Annotated in this window: 19 protein-coding genes; 1 reads left to right on the top strand and 18 read right to left on the bottom strand. The window is 70.8% G+C overall.

Features of this window, described 5'->3' with window-relative positions; translation table 11 throughout:
- Window positions 1–468: hypothetical protein (locus tag AX721_RS28140; RefSeq protein WP_197422695.1), on the top strand; the 468-nt coding region annotated here is incomplete at its 5' end.
- Between the two features lie 247 nt (window positions 469–715).
- On the opposite strand, the gene AX721_RS23730 is transcribed toward AX721_RS28140, so the two are convergent.
- The 18 genes from AX721_RS23730 to AX721_RS23645 all read right to left on the bottom strand — a co-directional run bounded on the left by AX721_RS23730 (window position 716) and on the right by AX721_RS23645 (window position 17,324).
- Window positions 716–1,468 (bottom strand): alpha/beta hydrolase, encoded by a 753-nt coding sequence (locus tag AX721_RS23730; protein ID WP_068878439.1) that lies wholly within the window; start codon window positions 1,466–1,468, stop codon window positions 716–718.
- Window positions 1,469–1,542: 74 nt separating this feature from the next.
- Window positions 1,543–2,031 carry an RNA pyrophosphohydrolase gene (locus tag AX721_RS23725; protein WP_068878438.1) on the bottom strand — a complete coding sequence of 163 codons (489 nt, stop codon included), beginning with the start codon at window positions 2,029–2,031 and terminating at the stop codon, window positions 1,543–1,545.
- Entirely contained in the window at window positions 2,028–3,152 is a 1,125-nt protein-coding gene (locus tag AX721_RS23720; protein WP_068878437.1) for a divergent polysaccharide deacetylase family protein, read from the bottom strand. Before AX721_RS23720 ends, AX721_RS23725 begins: the two co-directional genes overlap by 4 nt.
- Before the next feature lie 144 nt (window positions 3,153–3,296).
- Complete coding sequence (locus tag AX721_RS23715) at window positions 3,297–4,688, bottom strand: S41 family peptidase (protein WP_068878436.1); 1,392 nt, start codon at window positions 4,686–4,688, stop codon at window positions 3,297–3,299.
- A gap of 91 nt (window positions 4,689–4,779) precedes the next feature.
- Window positions 4,780–5,622, bottom strand: a complete 843-nt coding sequence (locus AX721_RS23710; RefSeq protein ID WP_068878435.1) for a murein hydrolase activator EnvC — start codon at window positions 5,620–5,622, stop codon at window positions 4,780–4,782.
- On the bottom strand, window positions 5,622–6,086 hold the full coding sequence (gene rlmH, locus AX721_RS23705; protein WP_068878434.1) for a 23S rRNA (pseudouridine(1915)-N(3))-methyltransferase RlmH: 465 nt from the start codon (window positions 6,084–6,086) through the stop codon (window positions 5,622–5,624). The genes AX721_RS23710 and rlmH overlap by 1 nt, the downstream gene beginning before the upstream one ends.
- A gap of 4 nt (window positions 6,087–6,090) precedes the next feature.
- The gene (locus AX721_RS23700; RefSeq protein ID WP_068878433.1) at window positions 6,091–7,482 is read right to left on the bottom strand and encodes an amidase family protein; all 1,392 of its coding nucleotides are present in this window, start codon (window positions 7,480–7,482) and stop codon (window positions 6,091–6,093) included.
- A 69-nt stretch (window positions 7,483–7,551) separates the two neighbouring features.
- A complete protein-coding gene (locus AX721_RS23695; protein ID WP_068878432.1) occupies window positions 7,552–8,622 on the bottom strand; it encodes an aspartate-semialdehyde dehydrogenase in 1,071 nt (356 codons plus the stop codon).
- 223 nt (window positions 8,623–8,845) lie between these two features.
- On the bottom strand, window positions 8,846–9,211 hold the full coding sequence (gene rsfS, locus AX721_RS23690) for a ribosome silencing factor (RefSeq protein WP_156467352.1): 366 nt from the start codon (window positions 9,209–9,211) through the stop codon (window positions 8,846–8,848).
- Between the two features lie 188 nt (window positions 9,212–9,399).
- Window positions 9,400–10,050, bottom strand: coding sequence for a nicotinate-nucleotide adenylyltransferase (locus AX721_RS23685; RefSeq protein WP_068878431.1), 651 nt, complete (start codon window positions 10,048–10,050; stop codon window positions 9,400–9,402).
- Between the two features lie 9 nt (window positions 10,051–10,059).
- Complete coding sequence (locus AX721_RS23680) at window positions 10,060–11,520, bottom strand: aldehyde dehydrogenase family protein (protein WP_231733246.1); 1,461 nt, start codon at window positions 11,518–11,520, stop codon at window positions 10,060–10,062.
- 168 nt (window positions 11,521–11,688) lie between these two features.
- The gene (gene proB, locus AX721_RS23675) at window positions 11,689–12,822 is read right to left on the bottom strand and encodes a glutamate 5-kinase (protein WP_082765448.1); all 1,134 of its coding nucleotides are present in this window, start codon (window positions 12,820–12,822) and stop codon (window positions 11,689–11,691) included.
- The gene (gene obgE / locus AX721_RS23670; protein WP_068878429.1) at window positions 12,819–13,856 is read right to left on the bottom strand and encodes a GTPase ObgE; all 1,038 of its coding nucleotides are present in this window, start codon (window positions 13,854–13,856) and stop codon (window positions 12,819–12,821) included. Before obgE ends, proB begins: the two co-directional genes overlap by 4 nt.
- A complete protein-coding gene (locus AX721_RS23665; protein WP_068878428.1) occupies window positions 13,853–14,392 on the bottom strand; it encodes a biotin transporter BioY in 540 nt (179 codons plus the stop codon). The genes obgE and AX721_RS23665 overlap by 4 nt, the downstream gene beginning before the upstream one ends.
- A gap of 19 nt (window positions 14,393–14,411) precedes the next feature.
- Window positions 14,412–14,948, bottom strand: a complete 537-nt coding sequence (locus AX721_RS23660; RefSeq protein ID WP_068878427.1) for a GNAT family N-acetyltransferase — start codon at window positions 14,946–14,948, stop codon at window positions 14,412–14,414.
- 137 nt (window positions 14,949–15,085) lie between these two features.
- Window positions 15,086–15,361 carry a 50S ribosomal protein L27 gene (rpmA, locus tag AX721_RS23655; RefSeq protein ID WP_068878426.1) on the bottom strand — a complete coding sequence of 92 codons (276 nt, stop codon included), beginning with the start codon at window positions 15,359–15,361 and terminating at the stop codon, window positions 15,086–15,088.
- Between the two features lie 34 nt (window positions 15,362–15,395).
- Window positions 15,396–16,055 carry a 50S ribosomal protein L21 gene (rplU, locus tag AX721_RS23650; RefSeq protein WP_068878425.1) on the bottom strand — a complete coding sequence of 220 codons (660 nt, stop codon included), beginning with the start codon at window positions 16,053–16,055 and terminating at the stop codon, window positions 15,396–15,398.
- Window positions 16,056–16,655: 600 nt separating this feature from the next.
- Window positions 16,656–17,324, bottom strand: coding sequence for a TonB-dependent receptor (locus tag AX721_RS23645; RefSeq protein WP_068878424.1), 669 nt, complete (start codon window positions 17,322–17,324; stop codon window positions 16,656–16,658).
- Window positions 17,325–17,382 lie beyond the last annotated feature (58 nt).

The following is a 17,382-nucleotide window of genomic DNA, read 5'->3' as shown; positions in this document are numbered from 1 at the left end:
GGCTTCGAGGCGATCCAGGTGATCGAGAAGGTCTGCATCCCCGCCGTTCGCGGCCAGGGGGTTGATCCCGTGGCCAAGGCCAACGGCTTCAAGATGAACCGCCGGGACCAGACCTGGGCCAAGCCCTTCGGAACCGAAAACAAGGCCTACCAGGTCATCGTGTTCCCCTCCGGCTCCAACAAGTCGGTCTGCAACGTCGAGCTGCGCTATCCGATGGGCGCTGACGACGACATCGCCAAGGCGCTCAACGTCTGGGCCTTCGTCCAGCAGCCGCCGCTGGATCCCACGGCCAACTACACCCAGCCGCAGGATCCGGACGGCCTGAAGCGCGTCCGTCGCTCGTGGGAATATCTGACCACCAACCGCTCGATCGGCCTGAACTACTCGACCGTCCGCAAGCCTGACGACAGCCAAGTGAACGCGAAGTACGACATGGGCACGCTGCAGTATCAGGAACGCACGTTCTGATCGGGCTGACGGACGCCGCGGGCCTCTTCGGCGTCCTCCTGATCCTCGTCGCCTACGCGGGCGCGGCGCTGGGCAAGCTCGATCCCGAGAAGCCCGTCGCGCTCCTCTGCAACCTCATCGGGGCCAGCCTCATCCTGTGGGGCCTGCTCACCCAGGACTTCAATCTGTCCGCCACCGTCATGGAGGGCGCGTGGGCCGCCGTCGCCCTGGTCGGTCTGGCCCGCTGGGCGCTGCGGCGATCGAAGGCCTAGACTGCGACGCGCACCCGGCCGTCCAGCCACTCGAGCGCCGCCGCGGCGACGTCCTCCCAGCCTTCCTCGCCGATGAGCCAGTGGCTCATACCGGGCATGACCCGGAACTCCGCGCCGATGCGGTCCGCGGTCTGGCGCACCGTCGCGGCCGGGTGGACCACGTCGCGGTCGCCGGCGATGGCCAGCGACGGCATCGGCAGGCGGCCGACGCCCACGCTGGTGGTCATGAACGGGTCGAGCCACCAATTCAGCACCTCGCGCACCGCCCGGCCGCTCTCCGGCACTAGCCGGTCCAGGATCCTGTCGCGCAGCACCTTGGGCGTGCGGTCCAGGCTGTGGTGACGCATCAGGTGCCGATCGGGCGACACGGCGCTGGACCAGAACGGGTCGGCCAGGTGAACGCCGAAGGCGGTGATGGCCTCTTCGATCGACGAGCCGGTGACACCCCAGGGCGGGGACGGCGCCAGCAGCACCAGGGCGCTCGCCTGGATCCGCCGGGCCGCCATCTGGCAAACCAGCCCGCCCATGGAATGGCCGATCAGCACCGGCGGCTCCGGCAGTTCGGCGCACAGCTTCGCAAGGCTCCGGGCATAGTCGGACATGGAGAGGCCCGCGACGCCGCCGCCGGGTCCGTGCCCGGGCAGGTCGGGCGTCAGCACCGTCCAGCCCCGCGCCTCGAACGGCGCGCGGAACACTTCGAAGGCCCAGCCGCCACAGAAGGCGCCGTGCGTCATCACGACCGTCGGCATAGGATTTCCCGGCTCCCCCCGGAGCTGTCTCGAACGACCACCCTAGCCCGAACCTGCTAAGGACGGGTGAGGATTCAGCCGGCTTCGCTCCGTGGCGCGGCGAAAGCGGCGAAGGCCTCGGCGACGGCGTCATAGGCGGCGCGCTTGAACGGCACGATCAGTTCGGGCGCCTCGGCGAGGTAACCCCAGCGCCAAGTGTCGAATTCGGGCGGATGGTGGACCGCCAGGTCGAACTCCGACTCTTCCCCGTCGAAGCGGAAGGCGAACCATACCTGTCGCTGACCCTTCCAGCCGCGGGCCAGTTCCCGCGCCACCAGGGGCGGAAAATCATAGGTGAGCCACCCGTCGGTGCGGCCGAGGTAGGTAACGCTGGCGGCGCCCGTTTCCTCGCGCAACTCCCGGCGCGCCGCGTCCTCGAGGGCCTCGCCCTCGTCGACGCCCCCTTGCGGGAACTGCCAGTTGTGAGGCGGCGGCGTGCCGGCCCGGCGGCCCAGCCAGACCCGTCCATCGGGATGGAACAGGACGACGCCTACGTTCGGACGGTATTCGGAAAGGTCAGTCATTTCCTGACGGTGAGGGCCGAGGCGGGCGCGAGCTGGAAGCCCCTCTGTTCCACCTCATTGGCCCAGGACGCAACCTTCTCCAGGGTGACCGGATAGGCGAAGCCGGACCCCAGCGCCTGGCCGCGCTGCAGCGCGGCACCTTCCAGGGCCATGAGCTGCTGGTCGATGGCCGGACCCGACAGCTTGTCGTCAATCACCCGCTCGGCCGTCGCCCGGGCCATGCCGCCGCCGCGGCGGGCCGCCGAGCCGTCGTCGATGAACGCCAGGCCCCGGCCTTTCACCGAACTGGCGAAGGCGTTGTAGGCGACGTCCGTGGCCAGGAAGCGCGAGCCCAGGTAGTTCGTCAGGCCGAAGTAGCCTGTCGCGCGAGAGAGGATCCACTCCAGCTTCTTCACCGTCTCGGGCGGCTGGCCGCCCGCCATCAGGGTGTAGGGGCCGGGGTCGTTGTCGGGATAGTCCACCGGCTCCATGGGCGTCTCGAGCAGCACCTCGTGCCCGTGGGCGCGGGCCATGTCGATCCAGCCCTGCAGGCCCTCGGCATAGACGCTGAACGAGAGAGTGATCTCGGGACGGAGAGTCTCGATGGCCTGGCGGGTCGTGCGGGCGTTGAGACCCAGGCCGCCCATGACCAGGGCCACCTTGGGCCGCCCGTTGGCGTTGAACGGCCGGGCGTAGGCCTCCGCGGGTGTGCGGCCGTCCTGGGCGATGATGGGGAGCGGGCCGCCCGGCCCGGGCGCGTAGAAGCCCGCGATCGGCGCCACGGGCAGCGCCGTTCCGGCGACCATCGGAGCGGCCGCCGGCTTGGCGCCGCTGAAGTGGCTGGCCGCCCCGGGCGCCAGCGGGCGCTCGGAGAGGCGCACGACGTCCTTGTAAACGTGGGGCTGGCCCTGCAGCGGCCTCAAGGCCTCTCGCCAGCCGGCCGGGGCAGACCGCAGCGGCTGGTCCAGGGGAATGCGGACATGGTCCGGCCCCGCGCCCATGGGACCCAGCAGGTTCACCAGCGCGACGATCGCGCCGGCGAACAGCACGCCCGCACCGGCGAGGCCGGCGGCCGGACTCTTCATCACGGCGCCCAGGTCGATCCTGGGCGGCTTGAAGCGGGGAAGGGCGATGGTGGCCACGCTAGCGGACTCCTCACGCTGGAGCCTCGCCGAACATGGTTAACGCGGTCTCAATCCACGCCTGCGGTCGCACGCCGCGGCGGGCGCATGAAAAAGGACGGCCCACGCCGGACCGCCCTCTTCCGTTCAGAACAGGTGAGACGTCTACTTCTGCGTCGTCTGCGGCGGCTTCACCTCGGCGACCTTGGCCTTCGAGACGATCTCGGCCAGGCGGGCGGTGGGCTTAGGCAGCTTGGGCGTGGCGGCCACGGAGCCGTAGCGCAGCACGTCCTCGGCGCGAGCGATCTGGAAGTCCTTCTTCTCGTCGAAGTTCTCAGGCGGCGCCTCCGCGGGTTCGTGGGCGCCGCGACGCACCTTGCCTTCGTCGGCGTTGAGCGCGTTCTTGAAGCTGGCTTCCGAGAACTGGTAGGCGCGGTTGGCGATGGCCTGGGCCTCGTCGCGAGTCAGGGCGACCTCGAGGTCCGGCTCGATGCCGGTCTTCTGGATCGAGCGGCCCGCCGGCGTGTAGTACCGCGCCGTCGTCAGCTTCAGCGCCCCGTCGATGCCGCCGCGCAGCGGGATCACGGTCTGGACCGAGCCCTTGCCGAAGCTGGTCGTGCCCACGAGTTCGGCGCGTTTGCGGTCCTGCAGGGCGCCCGCGACGATCTCCGCGGCCGAAGCCGAACCGGAGTTGATCAGCACCACCATCGGCATGCCGCCGGTGATGTCGCCGGTGCGGGCGTTGTAGCGCTCGACGTCGCGCGGATCGCGGCCACGCTGGGAAACGATCTCGCCGCCTTCCAGGAACAGGTCGGACACGCCCACGGCCTGGTCGAGCAGGCCGCCCGGATTGTTGCGCAGATCGAGGATCAGGCCCTTGGCCTTCGGGTTCTTGGCGCGCGCCTCGGCGAACGCCTGCTCGGCCTCGTCCGTCGTCTTCTCGTTGAAGCTGCCGATACGCAGGATGATGTTGTCGCCTTCCAGGCGCGCGGTGGCCGACTTCGGCTTGATGATCTCGCGGACCAGCTTCACGTCGAACGGATCCGACTTCTCGCGGGCGATGGTCAGGGTGACGGTCTCGCCCGGGCGGCCGCGCATCTGCTTCACCGCCTCGGTCACGGTCAGGCCCAGCACGCTCTCGCCGTTGACGGCGGTGATGTAGTCGCCGGCCTTGACCCCGGCCTTGAAGGCGGGCGTGCCGTCCATCGGCGAGATCACCTTGACCACGCCGTCCTCGCTGGTGACCTCGATGCCCAGGCCGCCGTATTCGCCGCGCGTCTGATCGCGCATGTCGTCGAAGCTCTCGGGGTCGAGGTAGCCCGAGTGCGGGTCGAGCGAGGTCAGCATCCCGTCGATGGCCGCCTGGATCAGCTTCGTATCGTCCACCTCGGTGACGTACTGGTTCTCGACCGTGTTCAGCACGTCGCCGAACAGGCCGAGCATCCGGTAGGTCTTGGCCCTCGGCTGCGCGGAGGCCTCGGCCTGCTGGCTGACGTAGGCCATGGAGCCGGCGCCGAGAACGAAGGCCGACGCGCCGATGAGGAGATACTTCTTCATAGCCAGGCTCAGACTCCCTTGGACGAATGCCCGTCCTTTATGGAGCGCGCCGAAACGACGGTTTTGAGGCCGTATCAGCCCGCTTTCTTGTTCAACCCCGGTTCTTCACCAGCCACTTGGCTGGATCGACGGGCGAACCCTGCTCGCGGACCTCCAGATAGAGCTCCGACGTCGCTTGGCGATCATCGGTAGCCCATCCGACAGGTTGACCCTCCGCGACGGATTGTCCGACCTGAACCGATGTTCTTTCGAGACCAGCAAGCACGAGATGATATCCCCCGGCTAGTCTTAATATCACGATGACGTCCCAGCCTTTGACGGGGCCCACGTATTGAACAAGGCCCGCCGCGGGGCTCACCGCCCTCGCGCCCTTCGCGGCGGCGAGCGTCAGGCCGTTCGAACGCCCGCCCCCCGCGAGGGGATCCCCGAAGCGTCTGACGACGGCGCCGGCGACCGGCATGAGCAGCCGATCGGGCGGAGTCAGTTCGGCCGGATCTGCGCTCACTGCGCCCCTAAGCCGCAGGCCCGCGGACGAGTCCGGGGCCGGCAGGGCGTCCGCCGCCAGGCTGTCCCGCTCGAACAGCGCCTCACTCTGGACGGCCGCCAACCTCCGCTGGCGCATCACCTCGGTCGCCCCTTCAGCGTAGTCCTGGGCGCGGCCGGCCAGGGCGGGCGTAAGGGCCTTCACCAGGATCGCGGCGCGGACGGCGTCCTTGGCGTCGTCGGGCGAGACCAGCAGCGCCGGGGGCGGGTCGCGCTTCATGAGCTCCAGGACCGACAGCAGCCGAGAGAGCCGGTGCATGTTGGCGCCCTGATCCACCGACAGCTCGGTCTCGGCCAGGTTCAGCCGCTCAAGCTGCGCGTTGGTGGCGGCCCACGCCGCCGCGCCCAGGCCGAAGGCCGCCAGGGTTCCGAGAAGAAGAATCCGCCGCATCAGTCGCGATGATAGGGCGATCCGGCGAGAATGGAGACAGCGCGATAGACCTGCTCGCACAGCATCGCCCGGGCCAGGGCGTGGGGCCAGGTCTGGGGCCCGAAGGCCAGGGTCCCCTGCGCCGCCTTCACGATCTCCGGATCGAGGCCGTCCGCGCCGCCGATCAGGAAGACCAGGCGGCGCACGCCGCGGTCCCGGAGCATCCCGATCTCCTCGGCGAAGGCGCGGCTGGCGCGGGCCTTGCCGCGCTCGTCGCAGGCGATCACATGGCTGTCGGCCAGGTGCGGGCGGAGCGCCTCGGCCTCCGCCGCCTTGCCGGGCTTTCGGCTTTCGACCTCGACCACGTCCACCGGACCAAGGCCCAGCGAACGGCCCGCAGCAGTCGCCCTGTCGACGTAGAGCTTCACGAGCTCGGTCTCGGGCGAGCGGCTGAGCCGGCCGATGGCGACGACGGCGATCTTCACCAGGTCAGGTCAGGGCCGGCGGGGCTTTGAAGCCGCCGAACTCGCGCTCCAGCAGGCCGGCGAAGGCGATGGTCGTCCGGTCCTCGAGGTAGGGCCCGATGATCTGGGCGCCGATCGGCAGGCCGCCGCGCGTGAACCCGATCGGCGCCGCGGTGGCTGGCAGGTTCGGCAGCAGAGCCACGCCCGGCCAGGCGATCTGGTCGAAATAGGGCGTGGCCAGGCCATCGATGTTGAGAATGCGCCGGGCGTTGTCCGGCTCGTCGACATGCTCGAACGCCACGACGCCGAAGGCCGGCGCGACCACCACGTCGAAGCTCTCGAACAGCACCGCCCAGCGGCGGCGGAACATCACCTGGGCGTCGAGGCTGTTCATCCACTCATGGGCGTTCATTGTCGTGCCGCCGGGCGAGCCCCGGGACAGGGCCGCGCCGACCAGCGCCAGGAAAACCGCGTGCTGAGCGGCGAGGTCCGGCAGAAGATCGCTGGAACGGTCCACGCGCGCGCCCAGGCCATCCAGGCGGCGCGCCAGGGTGTCCAGAGCGCCGCGGATCTCATGGTCCGTGGCCGCCGCGGGATGCTGATCCACCACCAGAACCCGATAGTCCGCAAGCTCAGCGTGGCGGGGCGGCGGCAGGTTCAGGGCATAGGCCTTGGCCTCGTGCGGCTCCGGCCCGGCGACGACGTCGAGCGCCAGGTCCAGATCGGCGGCGCTGCGGGCGAGCGGGCCCACGACGGCCAGGGCGATCGGCCCGCCGTCCAGGCCCGGCGGCGCGTGTCCGCGCAGGGGCACCAGGCCATAGCTCGGTTTATGGCCATAGACGCCACAAAAGGCGGCGGGCACGCGGATCGAGCCGCCGATGTCGGACCCCAGCTCCAGCGGCGTCATGCCCGCGGCGAGCGCGGCGGCGCTGCCGCCGGACGAGCCGCCCGGCGAAAGGCCGAGGTCCCAGGGGTTCTTCGTCCGACCGTACACCGGATTGGTGCTCTGCCAGTCGGCCAGGAACGGCGGGACGTTCGTCTTGCCCAGGATGATCGCGCCGGCCGCCTTGAGGCGCGCGACCGCCACGGCGTCCCGCTGCGCGACCCAGCCGCTGAAGGCCGGGCTGCCCCAGGTGGAGGGCAGGCCCTCGACCTCGTTGCTTTCCTTGACCGTCATCGGCAGGCCCAGCAGGGGACGGCGCTCGCCCCGCGCCAGGGCCGCGTCGGCCGCCCGCGCCGCCTGTCGGGCCCGGTCGAAATCACGGACGACGACGGCGTTGATCGCGCGGTCGCGGTCCTCGATGCGGGCGATGGCGGCGTCGGTCAGCGCGAGCGCGCTCGCCTGGCCGGCGGCGAGGGTCGCGACGATCTCGCCGGCGGTGCGGTCCAACAGATCCAGGCTGAGCGTCTCGGACATCTTTGCGTTCTCCCGAAGATAAGGGTGGCCCGCCGGGACGGGGCAAGTCCAGCCCGGCGAGCCGCAACCCTAGGAGACGCCTAGCAGTTCGCCCTGGCGCGCACCTTCCGATACCGTCGGGAGCAGCCGCTCGGCGATCTGGACCGCGTTGAGCGCGGCGCCCTTCAGGAGCTGGTCGCCGGCCACGAACAGCGCCAGCGAACGGCCGGAGGGATCGCCCAGGTCGCGGCGGACCCGCCCCACCAGGACGTCGCCCTGCCCCTCGGCCTCGCAGGGCATGGGGAAGTGGTTGCGGGCGCGGTCGTCGATGACCCGCACGCCGGGCGCGGCGGCCAGCACCTCGCGCGCCAGATCGGGATCTACCGGACGGTCGAATTCAAGCGTGAGCGCGATGGCGTGGGCGCGCAGCACGGGCACACGGATGCAGGTGACGCCGATCGGCAACGCCGGCGCGTCCATGAGCCGGCGGCATTCCTCGATCACCTTCAGCTCCTCACCGTTATAGCCGCTCTCGGGATCGACGTCGGCGTTGTGGCTGAAGAGGTTGAAGGCATAGGGGTGCGGCAGGACCTGCGGCGCGAAGGGCCGGCCGGCCAGCGCGGCCTCGGTGGAGGCGCGCAACTCCTCCATGGCCGCCGCGCCGGCGCCCGACGCCGCCTGGTAGGTGGCCATCTGCACGCGCCCCAGGTTGAAGGCGCGGGCGAGCGGCGCCATCGCCACGGCGGCGATGATCGCCACGCAATTGGGATTGGCGACGATGCCGTGGTGCTCGGCCAGCGCCTCGGCGTTCACCTCGGGCACCACCAGCGGGCAGTCCGGGTCCATGCGGAAGGCCGAGGAGTTGTCTACGACCACCGCGCCGGCGGCGACGGCCTTGGGTCCGTAGACCTTCGACAGGCCGCTCCCCGCCGAGAACAGGGCGAGGTCCACCTCCTCGAAGCTGTTGTCGCCCAGCGCTTCCACAACCAGGGTCCGCCCCCTGAACGCCATCTCGCGGCCCGCCGATCGCGGCGAGGCCAGCAGCTTCAGGCCGGCCAGCGGGAAGCTGCGCGCCTCCAGACAGCGGACAAGCTCGACACCCACGGCGCCGGTGGCGCCGACGATGGCGACGCGGGGATTTGCGGGAAGGGAATGCGGCATGGCTCTACGTCTCCTGGTTTGCGGAGGCGCGAGGTCTGGCTTCTCGAGAGAGGCTGCCCCGCGCGTCGGCGGGGCTCTTCGGGATCGTGCCGGCGGCTCTAGACCACGCACGCACCCGTCGACGCCCCGCCGGAGCGGGTCGTTTTCAGGGTAATCGTAATGGTCATGACAGCGGTCATCGCCGCGCCTGTAGCGGGCGCGGGCGTGACTGTAAAGCCTTCGGCTAGTTCGCGGCCGCGACGCCCCGGTGGCCGGAGTCGACCGACCAGATCTTCTCGATGTTGTAGAAGCTGCGCACTTCGGGCCGGAACAGGTGGACGATCACGTCGCCCGCGTCGATCAGCACCCAATCGGCGCTGGGCATGCCTTCGACCCGGCACTTGCCGTAGCCCGCGTCCTTGAGCGCGCGCAGCAGGTGGTCGGCCATGGCCCCCACATGACGGCCGGACCGGCCGGACGCGACGATCAGGCCGTCGGCCACGGGGCTCTTGCCCTTGATGTCGATGAAGACAACGTCCTGGGCCTTGTCATCTTCCAGGCGGGTGAGGATCAGGTCCTCCACCCCACCGTTGCGGCCTTGGACTTCCAGCGAGGTCGCGGCGTCGGCCGGGGCCTCTTGCGCCAAGCTCGACTCAAGCTTGTTGGGCGCAGATTCAGCGTTCAGCGGGGTGACTCCTTTTGTCCTCGCTGGCCGATCCTATCACACGACAGGCCTTCGGTCAGCCGCCGTCACGAGACATCAAGCCGCAAGGCCGGGGTCGTGTTCCATGGAGCGCGTCAGCGCGGCTTGCGGGCACGGAGCGCAGTGGAGGACTGGAAGTTGAAGCGGCCGAACAGAAACACCCAGGCGGGCGTCTTCGAGGTGGCCAGGCGGATGGCCGAGCGGGTGGGGACTCGGAAGCGCGCGAAGCGCAGGGCGGCGGGCGAGAAGCGGCTTTTGAGCGAGATCCAGGGGCGCGAGACCACCGCCACCGGCGCCTCGTACATGATCTGGGTCCAGCCCTTCCAGCGATGGAACGTGGCGAGGCTGTCGGCGCCCATGATCCAGACGAAGTGGACGCCGGGATAGCGCGCCTTCAGCGCCCGGATGGTGTCGATGGTGTAGTTCGACCCCAGCCGGGTCTCCACCGCCGAGACGATCATGCCGGTACCCTGGGCGAGCGCCTGGGCGCCGGCGATCCGCTCGGCCAGGTCCGCGGTCTCGTGCCGCGACTTCAGCGGGTTCTGCGGGGAGACCAGCCAGATCACCCGATCCAGCCCCAGGCGCCGCTTGGCCGTCTCCGCCACGTGGGCGTGGCCGTCGTGCGCCGGATTGAAAGAGCCGCCGTAGAGCCCGACCTTCATGCCGGGGGTGAGGTTGAACCCCAGCCGGAGCGCTCCCGGCCGGCCGGCGACGGGCGCGCGGCGCGCCGGACCTGCGAACCACATGCGCTCAGGTCACCGGGTGCGAGGCGGGGTGGGCGCGCCCCCGCGGTCGAGGTGGGGATCGGCCTGGCGGACCCGCGCGCGGACGGTGAACACCCCGTCGCCGGCCAGGACGCCGCCGCGGGCGAACAGGCGGCCGTTCTCCCAGTTCGACAGGCCCAGCTCGGGCCGGTTCAGGGCGTACTGACCATCGACCCAGCGGGTGAAGCCGTCGCCGACGAACGGCGCGTCGATGGTGGCGTAGAAGCGCTCGTGGGCGGCCGGATCCTCGGAGATCAGGGCTGCGGCGAAGCGGGGGCTGAGCGCGTTGAACAGGGCGACCGCCTGGGCTGCGTCGTCCACGACCTTCAGACTGACCTCGGGGGTCTCCTCCCACTCCCACTCCCGGCCGAGGTCGGCATCGGCGATAGGCTCGGCCAGGGGCTCCTCGACGGGGCCCTCCGCCCGGACCACGGTCGCGCGCGCCGTGCGCCAGCGCTCCGGCAACGCCGCGAAATCGGCCTCGGCCACGTGCAGCTTGCACCCGCGGCGACGCCCGCCCGCCCGCTCCAGCGCCTCCAGGAACACGGGGACCAGCCGGTCCGCCGCCTCGCGCACGATGCAGCAGACGTTGAGCGTGTTGCAGACCTTGCGGTCCAGCGAGTGGTAGACGGCGGCGTAGAAGCGGTCGGCGTCGGCGGTGGCGTCGGCGACCATCCAGGCGCCGCCCGTGCCGTGCAGGCTGACCGGCGTGCCCGCCTGCCGCGCGATGGCGCCCAATTGGCTGACCGCGGGCCCCGACCCGCGCGCCACCGCCAGGGCCAGGCGGGCGTCGGCGAACATGGCCCAGCCGGCGGCGTGGGCGGCGCTGTCGACCAGCACCGCCGCACCCGGAGGCAAGCCCGCTTCCGTCAGCGCGGGGTCCAGCGCCTCGGCCACGATGGCCCGCGCTGTGCCCAGGGCGTCCGAGCCGATGCGGAAGACGACTGTGTTGCCCGCCCGGATCACCCCGGTGGCGTCGGCGAAGACGTTGGGCCGCCCTTCGAACACGAAGCCGGTGACGCCCAGGGGCGCCACGACCTGTTCCACCGACCAGCCCTCGTGGCGCACGGTCTCCAGCACCCGGCCGCGGGGCGGCTCGGCATCGCGCCAGGCGCGCAGGCCCGCCACCATGTCGGCGCGCATGGCCTCGGTGGCGATCAGGCGAGTGGTGGAGCGCCCGCGGGCCCTGGCGCTTTCCACGTCCGCGGCGTTGGCGACCGCGATGGCGGCCCAGACCGCATCGTCCTCCAGCTTGGCGGCGAAGGCCTCGAAGAAGGCGGTGATGGCGGCGTCCGGGACTTCGCCCATCCGCGCAAAGGCGGCGGCGGCACGCCCCACGGCGGCCTCGGCAGCGGAATGCTCGCGAGCCGGGATATGCAACAGATCGCCGGTGTCCTGCACCACGACCAGCCGATCGCCGGGCCGGAACGCCGCGGCCAGTTCGGGTGTCACGAGAGCGACACGGTCACCTGCGAAAGGGATCGCCTGGCCGGGCGCGAGCGCTTCCAGCCGTCCGGTCCGGACGGGCTGCGCTTCCCTGCCTGACGAACTGCCGTCCACCCTAACGACCCCATTTGCTCAGGTTGAGCCTTACTCCCTACCCCCCCCGGGCGGCGGGGGCTAGCCCGACGTCACGGCATGGGCGGCGAGCGCGAGATCGTCGGCATGCACGAGAGGGCCCGACGTGTAGCCCAGCTCCGGCTCGATGGCCTCGGACTTCAGCCCGCAGATCCGTGCGGCGTGGCCCGATTCGTAACGCACCAGGCCGCGGGCGATCTCGCGGCCGTCGGGGTCGAGGACACGGACGCACTCGCCCTTGTCGAACCGGCCCTCCACGGCCCGCACCCCGGCGGCCAGCAGACTCTTTCCCTTCAGTACGGCGGCGGCGGCGCCGGCGTCCACGGTCAGGGCGCCGGCCGGGGACAGCGAGCCGCCGATCCAGGCCTTGTAGGCGGCCCGCGGCGTGGTGGCCGGCTCGATCACGGTGGCGGGCGCTCCGCCCTCGATCGCGGTCAGCGGCCCCGACCGGGTTCCCAGGGTGATGACGGTGGCGCAACCGGCCTGGCTCGCGATGCGCGCGGCCTCCAGCTTGGTGGCCATGCCCCCGGTGCCGACGCCGGCCTGGGCGTTGGCGCCGCCCGCCATGGCCTCGATCTGCGGCGTCAGGCGCGGCACGCGGGGGATCAGTGTGGCCGAGGGATCGCGGCGCGGATCGGCCGTGTAGAGCCCCTCCACGTCCGACAGCAGAACCAACGCCTCGGCGCCCACGAGTTGGGCCACGCGGGCGGACAGCCGGTCGTTGTCACCGACGCGGATCTCCTCGGTGACCACGGTGTCGTTCTCGTTGACCACCGGGATCACGCCCAGGCCCAGCAGCGTCTCCACCGTGGCGCGGGCGTTCAGCCAGCGTCGGCGCGTCTCGGTGTCGTCGCGGGTCAGCAGCACCTGGGCGCAGTTGAAGCCTAGCGGCCCCAGGGCCTCCTCCCACGCCCGCATCAGCGCCGACTGACCGGCGGCGGCGGCGGCCTGTTTCTCCGGCAGGGTCAGGGCGCGCTTGCCCAGGCCCAGGCGCCGGCGACCCAGCGCCACGGCGCCGGACGAGACGATCACCACGTGCTGCCCCCGCGCCCGCATGCGGGCGACGTCGGCGGCGAAGTCGGCCAGCCAGGCGCCATGGGCCGCCCCGTCCGCCCCGACCAGCAGGGCCGAGCCGACCTTGACGACGACCCGTCGGGCCTCGGCCAGGCCGCTCAAGGCCGCCAGTCCTCGGGCTCGGCGGTCTCGGCGGCGGCCTCGCCCTTGCGCTGCTGGACCAGGGCGTAGGCCTCGCGCAGCAGCTCGGTGACGCCGATCTTGGCGAAACCCGAGACGCGGCGGACCTTCACCCCGGCGGCCGCCTCCAATTCGGCCGCCTTGGCCGCGATGGTCTCTTCGTCCAGGGCGTCGATCTTGTTCAGCGCCAGCAGCTCGGGCTTGTCTTCCAGGCCCTCGCCATAGGCCTCCAGCTCGTGGCGGACCGTGCGCCAGGCGCCGGCCACGTCCTCCTGGGTCCCGTCCACCAAGTGGATCAGCACCGCCGTGCGCTCGACGTGCCCCAGGAAGCGGGTCCCGATCCCCGCGCCTTCGTGGGCGCCCTCGATCAGGCCCGGGATGTCGGCCAGAATGAACCGCTCGCCCAGGGAGAGGTCGACCATTCCAAGGTTCGGCGCGAGGGTCGTGAAAGGATAGTCGGCGATCTTCGGCCGCGCCGCACTTGCCGCCGCCAGGAAGGTGCTCTTGCCGGCGTTCGGAAGTCCGACCAGCCCGACGTCGGCGATAAGCTTCAGCCTCAGCCAGATCGCGAGTTCCTGGCCTTCCAGACCGGGGTTGGCGTGGCGGGGGGCCTGGTTCACCGGGCCCTTGAAGTGCGTGTTGCCGAACCCGCCATTGCCGCCCTTGGCGAGCAGGACCCGCTGGCCGGCGTGGTCCATGTCGACGATCAGGTTCTTGTCCTCGTCCAGTACCTCGGTGCCCACGGGGACTTTCAGGACCACGTCCTCGCCGGCGGCGCCGTGGCGGTTGCGGCCCATGCCGTGGACGCCGGTGCCGGCGCGGAAATGCTGCTGGTAGCGGTAGTCGATCAGGGTGTTCAGCCCCTCCACCGCCTCAATCCAGACGTCGCCGCCGCGGCCGCCGTCGCCGCCGTCGGGGCCGCCATACTCGATGTACTTCTCGCGGCGGAACGAGACGGCGCCGCCGCCCCCGTTGCCGCTGCGCACATAGACCTTGACCTGATCGAGGAACTTCATCGGGAAACCAGACGGACGGTGAGCGCGGCGGCGAGCGACTTGGCGGCCGCACCGAGCAGGAGGGGTTGAATGCCGGTCTCGAAGGCGGGACCGGGGCTCATGAAGCTGGCGAGGCCCGCCCAGCCGACCGCCAGGACGATGACGTGGCCGGCCGCGAACAGGGCGACCAGCGAGGGCCAGCCCTTGGCCTTCTCGGCCCCGCGGCCACAGACGTAGGCCGCAGCCGCCATGCCGGCGAGGAAGCCGGCGGTATGGCCGATGATGGCCTTCCAGCCGGCCGCGCCCCCCGCCAGCACCGGCAGGCCGAACGCCGCGCAGGCCAGCCACGCCAGGACGATGCCAAGGGCCAGCCGCCCGCCGAACAGGCCCGCCAGCACGAACAGGGCATAGGTCTGCAGCGTGATCGGCACGGGACCGATGGGGATGGAGAACCGCCCCGCCGCCGCCATGGCCACCACGCCCGCCACCACGATCGCCGCCTGGACGGGCAGCGCGTGGCCGGAAGCGGGGGATCGGCGGGACGAGGCGGCGGTCATCGGCGTTCGCTTACCAGTCCTACGCCAGCCAGACCATCATGCGGGTCGGCACGGCCTGGCCGTTTCGGCCGGCGCAGGGGCGGGGCTCGACGTCGCCGGTGTAGAGGAAGCCGGCCTTGCACAGCACCTGGCCCGAGGCGCGGTTGTCGGCGAAATGGCCGGCCCACACGACGTTGCGGCGCCAGTCGCCCTTCGCCCAGCGCAGGGCGCCCGTCACGGCCTCGGTGGCGTAGCCGCGGCCCCAGAACGGGCGGCCGAACCAGTAGCCGAGCTCGGATCGCCCCGGCGCCCGCTCATGGAACCCCAGCATGCCGACGAAGCCGAACTGCCGGTGCTCGACGGCGAACACCGCCTCGGTGCGGGGATTCATCCGCGCCACCGAGCCGACGAAGGCCTCGGCGTCGGCCTGGCCGTAGGGGTACGGCAGACGCGAGGTCATGCCGGCCACCCCCAGGTCGTTCGCCAGCTCTGCGATCGGGGCCACGTCGGCCGCCGTCGGGCCGCGCAGCAGCAGCCGCTCGGTGGCGACCGCGGGTCTCACGTCCAGTGCGCACATTCTCTTACCTCCCGGCCCTTCTGCTGGGGCCCAAAACGACAGCGGGGAGCCCGGCTGACCGGACTCCCCGCGAAAGGTCGTCTTGTGTCCGGTCCGCCTTAATCTGGTGAGGCGGGACCGGAGAGAGGAGGGTCCGCCTATTCGGCTGCGACGATCTTCTCGGCCGGGACCACCGTGGCGTAGGTTCGGTTCTTCGCCTTGGTCACGAACCGCACCGCGCCGGTCACGAGCGCGAAGAGGGTATGGTCCTTGCCCATGCCCACGTTCTCGCCCGGCCAGAACTTGGTGCCGCGCTGACGCACGATGATCGAACCGGCGTTGATCGCTTCCCCGCCGAACTTCTTCACGCCGAGGCGCCGACCCGCCGAGTCGCGGCCGTTGCGCGACGAACCACCGGATTTCTTGTGAGCCATAGGTCGCTCCTGTCCTTACCTGATCGCCGCCCGATTACTCGGCGGCGTCGTCCTTCTTGGCGGCGGCCTTCTTCGGCGCCGCAGCTTTCTTTTCGCCGGCTTCGGCCTTGGGAGCCGCGGCCTTCTTCGGCGCGGCGGCCTTGGCTTCGGTCTCGACCGGCGCGTTCACCTGGGCGGCGGCGGCTTCCTCGACCACTTCGGCCTTGGGAGCCTTCGCCTTGGCGGCCGGCTTCTCGGCCTTGGCCGCCGGGGCGGCAGCGGCGCCGGCCTTCAGGGCCTTCTTCGAGACGTTGAGGGTCGCGAAGTCCAGGCCGCGGGCGCGGGCGTCCAGCTCGGCCTTGGTGGTCAGGCTGACCGTGCCATCCCACTTGGTCTCCTTGCCGCCGGCGGTGATGCCGGTGACCTGAAGGACCGTCTCGGTCTGGCGGTGGCCGCGGGTACGGCGATAGCCCTGGCGACGGATCTTCTTGAAGATCTTCACCTTCTCGCCCTTGCGGGTCTCGATCAGGGTCGCGGCGACCGAGGCGCCGTCCACGAGGGGCGCGCCGACCGTCACGGCTTCACCGTCGCCGAGCATCAGAACGTCGCCGAACGCCACGGCCGCGCCGGGTTCGCCTTCGAGCTTCTCGACAACCAGAATGTCACCAGGCTGGACCCGGTACTGCTTGCCGCCGGTCTTGATCACCGCGTACATCGTTCGCGCCTTCGGAGTAGATATGCAAAACGGAGTGCGCCCGCAGGATGGCCCGCGGGCGAGAGGTGGGGCGTTATATACGGGGAAGCCCGAGAGTCAACGGCGCGGTGGGGATTGGGCGATACGGCGCGGCCCGAGCGCCTCGCCGCGCACCGCAGGGCCGCCGAGCCGTTCGGCCAGACGCTGCGGCCCAAGGGCGGCGCCCCTCCCACTCTGCTCCGTGAGCGGTCCCTGACTCCGCGCCGCACATGAGACGTTCGCAGATCAAAGATCGAGGTTCGCTTCAGGGAAGCACAGCTTCTCCCGGCCCGGCAGACCGACCGCGGCCGGTCGGGTAGGCCGCAGCGAGCGACCGCTGGTTTCCATGGGCCGCTGGAAGCCGTGCGTAGCCTACGGCTTCGAGACAGCCGCCCCGCACGTCGGATCGGGCGATCTGTTGCCGGGAACTGCGGGCCGCGCCAGGGTGGGAGCTGGGCGCAGTGCGCCAGCCGTCGCGGAGTGGCGGACGAAGAAGGCGCTGACGTCGCGTTCGTCGCGCCGTCCCCCACGTTTCGCCTCATGTCATAAAGGCTGCCGCCGCGGCCGGCGCTTGCCTCGCCGCTAGAAGCGGTAGTTCAGCTCGACCCCGTAGGACCGGGGCGCGCCCATGATCCCCTGCACCAGGCCGAAGGGGTCGGTGAGGTCGAACTTGTCGATGAAGTACCTCTTGTTGCTGAGGTTGCGGACGTAGCCTGCCACCTCCCAGCGCCCCTCCTCCAGGGCGTAGGAGACCCGCGCGTTCTCGGTCCAGTAGCCGGACTGCGTCGCGTAGTCGTTGTTGGAAACGTCGAAAAAGACGAAGCTCTTGTAGTTGGCGTTCGCCTGGAGCTCGACGACGCCCGGACCCACATCGAACTTGTAGGCGGCGCTGAGGCTGGCCGAGGCGCGCGGCGCCAGCGGCAGCCGGTTGCCGGAGTAGTCGGGCGCGCTCGCGTCGCGGGACGCCACGAACTCCCTCAGCTTCGCGCGCAGCAGCCCGCCTTGGGCCGAGAGCGTGAGGTTCCGGATCGGGATCACGGTCAGCTCGACGTCGATGCCCTTGGTCTCCGCCTTCTTGGCGTTGTCCAGCACGCTCACCGGGAAGCCGCCGGCCACGACCGGCGCGATCAGCACGAAGACCTGCATGTCGCGATAGTCGTTGTAGAAGGCCGAGGCGTTCAGGGTGACGCGGCGTTCCAGGAAGCTGCTCTTCAGCCCGACCTCGAAGGCGGTGACGTCCTCGGACTTCACCGGCTGGAGCTGGCGCTGCGCCTCGGCCTTCTACAACGACTATCGCGACATGCAGGTC

This window comes from Phenylobacterium sp. CCH9-H3 (assembly GCF_001557235.1).
In the GTDB taxonomy this organism is placed as follows: domain Bacteria; phylum Pseudomonadota; class Alphaproteobacteria; order Caulobacterales; family Caulobacteraceae; genus Phenylobacterium.
Note: the sequence above shows the minus strand (reverse complement) of the source record. Positions and strands in the feature narration are given on the sequence as shown.